This window comes from Mesobacillus maritimus (assembly GCF_023715205.1).
GTDB lineage: Bacteria > Bacillota > Bacilli > Bacillales > Cytobacillaceae > Mesobacillus_B > Mesobacillus_B maritimus_C.
Genome location: NZ_JAMBNR010000040.1, coordinates 1 through 2,118 on the forward strand (window position 1 = coordinate 1; position 2,118 = coordinate 2,118).

Genomic DNA, 2,118 nt, shown 5'->3' on the forward strand with positions numbered 1-2,118 from the left:
TTTCGGACAGAGACGTCATTTCGATGAAACGACTGAAAGAAGAAAATGTAATAGAATCCCAGATGGTGAAAGTCCATCCCCGAGGAGACTGACCTAGCTCGGGAAGCTTAATCTAGGGCAGCACCCGTGAGGGGCTGTCTGAAGGAGATGCGGAAAATCGAGAGACCCGTAAGCGAATGGGTAGACCCTAATGCAATAAGTGTGAAGCACGGCGGCGGGATAAGTTGGTGACTTTTCGAAAAGTGAGGAAGCCCACTAAAAGGCATTTTCTTTAGAAGTCAGACCGAGGAAATGTGGCTTATAGCGTGATGGTGCAGGGTATGCTTAGAAGGGAATTGCGATGACCCCGTGAGGTTCTCTCTTTACCGAACAGGCAGGGTTCTAGTCTATAAGGGTAACCCGAAATGACAATGAACGAGAGAGAATTCAGACGTTCTCATAGTACGGAAGTAACTTAATGACCATAACATTAAGTGAACGGAAGGGGAACGACCTATGGCTCCAAGCCATGAACGAGATGTAATGCCAACAAGCAAGTTACTGAGGTAAAACCGTTTGAAAGTACATCAAGGAAAGGCGTGGAATACGCAATGAATCAAGAGTGGAAATTTAAATTACACAGTGTATATGGACAACTTTTGTTTGACCGTAAATTAACCCAGAGCTTTGGACAGGTAAAAGCCAACAAAGGTGCAGGGGGAATAGACGGAGAAACGATAGAGAGTTATGAGGCAAATTTAGAAGAGAATATCTTGTCCCTTCTAGACAAGCTGAGAACGAAATCCTATAAAGCCCAACCAGTTAAAAGAGTATACATCCCCAAAAAGGATGGGAAGAAACGACCTTTAGGTATTCCAACGATTGAAGACCGTATAGTCCAACAGAGTGTAGTAAATGTACTTCAACCAAAATTTGAAGATTTTCTGTTTCATAATTGGTCGGTAGGTTACCGACCAAATAGAGGAGTCGAAAGAGCCCTGCAAATCATCCTTTGGAACATAGAACAGGGATACAATCATATTTACGATTGTGATATTAAAGGGTTCTTTGACAATATTCCTCACAAGAAACTCATTGGAGTTTTGAAGAAATACGTATCAGACCGAACGGTCTTAGGCATGATTGAACAATGGATAAAGGCCGGATTTATGGAAGAAGGAAAACTAATTCATTCTGATTATGGGACACCACAGGGTGGGGTAATCTCCCCATTACTTGCGAATGTTTATCTAAGTGAGCTAGATTGGGAATTGGATTTGCATGGCATTCGTTTTGTAAGATATGCCGATGATTTCTTATTGTTTGCAAAATCAAAGGAAGCAATCGAGAAGGCAGCGACCTTAACTAAAACAAAATTGACGGAGTTAGGGCTAGAAATCTCTAAAGAGAAAACAAGAGTAGTCAACTTCAAGAAGGATGACTTTGACTTTTTGGGGTTCACATTTCATCATTGGAGACCTGGAAAGAAAGATAAGAAAACTGTCTTCCATGTAACACCTAAGAAAGAATCCATTAAGGATTTTCGATTGAAAATTAAGGCAAAGACTCGAAAGACACTGACCTTAAGTAAGGAAGAATGGATTAATCGGGTAAATCCAATTATCCGAGGCAAAGTAAACTACTACGTGACCATCATTAAAGCTATCAGAGCTAATGAAGAATTAGGACAGAAGAGTCACTGTATAACTCGATGGATGAGAAGGACACTTTTAGATATGGATGGCTATATTAGGAAAAGGTTACGCGTTGCGTTCATACATAAGCATCCAAATCAAAGGAAAGAAAAGAAAATGCGGTATAAATGGAATAATAGCTTCTTCGTTGGGATAAAGTTAATACCTAGCTACTGGTTGTACCTTAATAAAGCTTTTGGCTATACCATCGAACAATATCTCGAAGAGATAAAGTTATATGGCAAACGGAAACAACGAAACGCGATAAAACGCGCAAAAGAAAAAGGTGTAGAGTATTACACTCCACACCGAATCCAAAAGATGCAAAATGCCTGGAACGCATCCTCTTGATAACACTTGTAACATATGGGTAAGCCGTATGCCTTAATAGGGCACGTACGGTTTGATAAGGGGGAAGCCATGATAGTGGTTTCCCTACTTTATT

At 40.6% G+C, this 2,118-nt stretch carries 1 protein-coding gene; it reads left to right on the forward strand.

Going from position 1 to position 2,118, the window contains the following annotated elements; all coding sequences use genetic code 11:
• The first annotated feature begins 590 nt into the window (after positions 1-590).
• Positions 591-2,024, forward strand: a complete 1,434-nt coding sequence (gene ltrA, locus M3182_RS25470; protein WP_251560620.1) for a group II intron reverse transcriptase/maturase — start codon at positions 591-593, stop codon at positions 2,022-2,024.
• Positions 2,025-2,118 lie beyond the last annotated feature (94 nt).

What these genes read in the sequence shown, in the direction of transcription:
- ltrA (WP_251560620.1), top strand. Translation starts at nt 591, where the DNA reads ATGAATCAAGAGTGGAAATTTAAATTACACAGTGTATATGGACAACTT.